Below are 4,039 nucleotides of genomic sequence, written 5' to 3' on the forward strand. Positions count from 1 at the left end.
TCTGCGGGGGTGGTGAATTGCCTGGACGGTTCCTTTTCGCTCAGCAGCAGCTGGGTAGCTTCCTCCACTGAGACGCCCAGCGCTGCGGCTTTGGCATCCACCTGCTTTTGCACCAGCGGCGTGAGCACCCAGCCGGGGCAGATGGCGTTACACGTCACACCACTGGTGGCATTTTCCAGCGCGGTGACTTTGGTCAGGCCAACAACACCATGTTTGGCGGCGACATACGCTGACTTTTCAGCCGAGCCGACCAAGCCGTGAATCGAGGCCACGTTGATGATGCGACCCCAACCCTTGCCGTTGTCGGCGGCTTGCATGGCTGGCAGTGCCAGACGAGTGGCATGAAAAGCGCTGCTCATGTTGATGGCAATGATGGCGTCCCAGCGTTCAATGGGGAAGTTTTCGATACGCGCCACATGCTGGATGCCGGCGTTGTTGACCAGAATATCGACGCGACCAAACTCGGCGGCGGCATAAATCATCATGGCCGCGATCTCTTCGGGTTTGCTCATGTCGGCACCGTGGTAGCCCACTTTGACGCCGAGTGCAGCAACTTCAGCTTTCGGGCCTTCTACATCACCAAAACCGTTCAAAACGATGTTGGCGCCTTCTTTGGCCAATGCGATGGCAATACCAAGGCCAATGCCGCTGGTGGATCCGGTGACGAGGGCCGTTTTGCCTTTGAGCATGAAGTTTCTCCGTGAATTATTTGAGGACACTGGGATTGAATTAGGATGGCTGACCGACTTTATCAAACCCATGATCGCACCATGACTGAACCCACGCTGAATTTCGTCCAATGTCCCGATGCCGCTGGCGGTCATCGCATGGCTTATTGGGAATGGGGCAACCCCGAAAGCGCCCATGTGGTGGTCTGTGTTCATGGCCTGACGCGCCAGGGACGTGACTTTGATGTGCTTGCTAAAGCACTGTGCCAACAGTCCGGCAACAGTCTTCGCGTGGTGTGCCCGGATGTGGCGGGACGCGGCCAAAGTGACTGGCTGAAAGAGCCGCTTGGCTACCAGATTCCGTTTTACGCCGCCGACATGCTGGCCTTGCTGGCGCAACTCAAGCCCACAACGCTGGATTGGGTCGGTACCAGCATGGGCGGCCTGATTGGCTTGGTGGTGTGTGGCCAGCCCGACTTGCCGCTGCCGGTTCAGGTGCGCCGTTTGGTGCTCAACGACGTCGGCCCCACCATCGAGTGGCAAGCGCTGCAACGCATTGGCGAGTATCTGGGCACTTTTGGCGAGTACGAGTCGGTGCAGGCGGCCGCCGATGCGATGTGGGCCATTTCGTCAGGCTTTGGCCCGCACACACCGGCGCAGTGGTTGGCGCTGGCGCAGCACATGGTCAAGCCGGTGGCGGGTGCGCCCGGGCGCGTCACGCTGCATTACGACCCGGCCATCGCCCTTTCGTTTGGTGCGGTCACGCCCGAATCAGCCGCGCAAAGTGAAGCCATGCTGTGGCAACTCTATGACAACATCAGCGCCCAAACCTTGCTGGTGCGTGGCGTCGAGTCGGATCTCTTGTCTATTGCCACTGCCCGCGCCATGATGACGCGTGGTCCCAGAGCGCAGTTGGTGCAATTTGAGGGCGTGGGCCATGCGCCCACTTTCAATGCACAGGATCAGGTGCAAGCCCTCACCGCCTTTTTGCTGAACTAATTTCTAACTGAATGCCCCATGAAAAGCCATGCAACCGAATTGAGTGGCCTCGCGCCTTTGCATCCTTTGTCCCAACTGATTGAAGCCACTGAGAACCCGCCGCATCAAGGCAATGCGCTAGTGCGCGCCCGCGCTTTTGCCGAGCCGTTGCTCTCGGGCGAGACGCTCGACACCGGTGAAAACGTGTTGGCGCATGCTGACGCCGTGGCCGATATTCTCAAGACCATTGGCGGCTCGCAAGACATGCAGGCTGCCAGTTACCTGGTCTACGCCTGCGACCACCTGCAAAAACCGCAAGAGGTGATTACCAAGGCTTTTGGCGATAATTTTGCCGCGCTGGCGCTGGAGACCACCAAGCTGGTGCGGGTGCAGCGTCAGGCGCGTCAGGCCCAAGTCGCCAATGCGCGGGTCTCGTCGGCCATTCCGATGGCGCAAACAGCCGCTGCGCAGACCGAGAGCGTGCGCAAGATGCTGCTGGCGTTCTCGCGTGATTTGCGCGTCGTGATGCTGCGGCTGGCTTCGCGCCTGCAAACGCTGCGTTTCTATGCCGCCACCAAGCTGCCGGTGCCGCCCGGTCTGGCACGCGAGGCCCAGCAGGTGTTTGCACCGCTGGCCAACCGGCTGGGCATCTGGGAAATCAAGTGGGAGATGGAAGACCTGGCCTTTCGCTTCATGGAGCCCGAAACCTACCGCGAAGTGGCCCGTTGGCTGCTGGAAAAACGCTCTGAGCGAGAAGCCCAAGTGGCGCATTTGCGCACGCAACTTGAAGCGGATCTCAAGGCCCAAGGCATCGCGGCCACGGTGCAGGGCCGACCCAAACACATTTACAGCATTGTCAAGAAGATGCGCGGCAAGTCCCTCGGGTTTGAGCAGGTCTACGACATCCGGGCGCTGCGCATTGTGGTGGCTAATATCCCCGATTGCTATGCCGCTTTAAGCTGGGTGCACAGCCAGTTCACCCCGATCTCGGAAGAGTTTGACGACTACATTGCCAAGCCTAAAGTCAATGGCTACCAGTCGCTGCACACCGTGGTGCGCGATACGAAGGGTCAGCCGATCGAGATCCAGATCCGCACCCAAGCCATGCACGACCACTCCGAAAACGGGGTGGCGGCGCATTGGGCTTACAAAGAGGCGGGCGCCAAAGGCTATTCAGGCGTGACGGCCAGCAGCGCCTACGACGCCAAAATCGCCGTGCTGCGCCAGTTGCTGGCCTGGGAGCGGGAACTCTCGGGCGGACAAGGGCAGGGCGTGCTGGACGACCGCATTTATGTCCTGACGCCTGAGGCGGCCATCGTCGAGTTGCCGCAGGGCGCCACCGCCATCGACTTTGCCTACAGTGTGCACACCAACCTGGGTCACCGCTGCCGGGGTGCGCGCCTGGATGGCGTGATGGTGCCGCTCAACACGCCACTTAAAAATGGGCAAACGGTCGAGGTGACGGTGGTGAAAGAAGGCGGGCCGTCGCGCGACTGGCTCAATGCAGAACTGGGTTATCTGGTCAGCCACCGGGCCCGCTCCAAGGTGCGCGCCTGGTTCAACGCGCTGGCGATGGATGAGACCGTGGCCAAGGGCCGCGAGGCGGTTGAAAAGCTGCTGCAGCGCATCGGCAAGACCGCCATCAAGCTCGAAGACCTGGCATCACAACTCGGCTTCAATTCGGCCGATGAATTGTTTGAAGTGGTGGGTAAAGACGAGTTCTCGCTGCGCAACGTGGAAATATTGCTGCGCCCGCCGGAACCCCTGCCGACCGAAGAAGACCACCTGCTGCTCAAGAAGCCGCGCAGCACCGCCAACCCGGCCAAAGGCGGGGTGCTGGTGGTGGGGGTGGATTCGCTCATGACGCAACTGGCCAAGTGCTGCAAACCGGCCCCGCCCGATGCGATTTGTGGCTTTGTCACGCGGGGCAAAGGCGTCAGCGTTCACCGCACCGATTGCTCCAATCTTCGTGAAATGGTGACCAAAAATGGCGAGCGCGTGATTGAGGTGCAATGGGGCCAGCGCCAGACCAGCAACACTTCCGTTTACCCGGTCGATGTGGCGATTGAAGCCACCGATCGCCAAGGTCTGTTGCGCGATATTTCAGAGGTGTTCACCAAGGAAAAAATGAATGTGATCGGCGTGCAAACGCAATCGATCCGGGGCTCCGCCTGGATGACGTTCACCATCGAAGTTTCCGATTCGGGACGCTTGGCCAAGGTGCTGGGCACCGTGGCCGAACTCCCTGGCGTGCGCTCGGCGCGCAGGCGTTAAGTTGAGCTTTTTTCGGTCAGAGGCCTGACCTGAAAAGGCACAATCCATTCATATAAATTTGATCTCGAAATCTAACTCAACTTACAACAAAAGGAATCTTCAATGGCATCCGGAAAAAT

General features: G+C 59.7%; 3 protein-coding genes. 2 read left to right on the top strand and 1 reads right to left on the bottom strand.

Going from position 1 to position 4,039, the window contains the following annotated elements; genetic code table 11:
- On the bottom strand, window positions 1-689 hold a 689-nt coding region (locus WCG50_RS17915), incomplete at its 3' end, for a 3-hydroxybutyrate dehydrogenase (RefSeq protein ID WP_336900957.1).
- Window positions 690-770: 81 nt separating this feature from the next.
- Between WCG50_RS17915 and WCG50_RS17920 the strand changes: the two genes are divergently transcribed.
- Complete coding sequence (locus WCG50_RS17920; RefSeq protein WP_336900958.1) at window positions 771-1,667, top strand: alpha/beta hydrolase; 897 nt, start codon at window positions 771-773, stop codon at window positions 1,665-1,667.
- A gap of 18 nt (window positions 1,668-1,685) precedes the next feature.
- Window positions 1,686-3,920, top strand: coding sequence for a bifunctional (p)ppGpp synthetase/guanosine-3',5'-bis(diphosphate) 3'-pyrophosphohydrolase (locus WCG50_RS17925; RefSeq protein ID WP_336900959.1), 2,235 nt, complete (start codon window positions 1,686-1,688; stop codon window positions 3,918-3,920).
- Window positions 3,921-4,039 lie beyond the last annotated feature (119 nt).

This window comes from Rhodoferax sp. (assembly GCF_037143375.1).
Taxonomy (GTDB): domain Bacteria; phylum Pseudomonadota; class Gammaproteobacteria; order Burkholderiales; family Burkholderiaceae_C; genus Rhodoferax.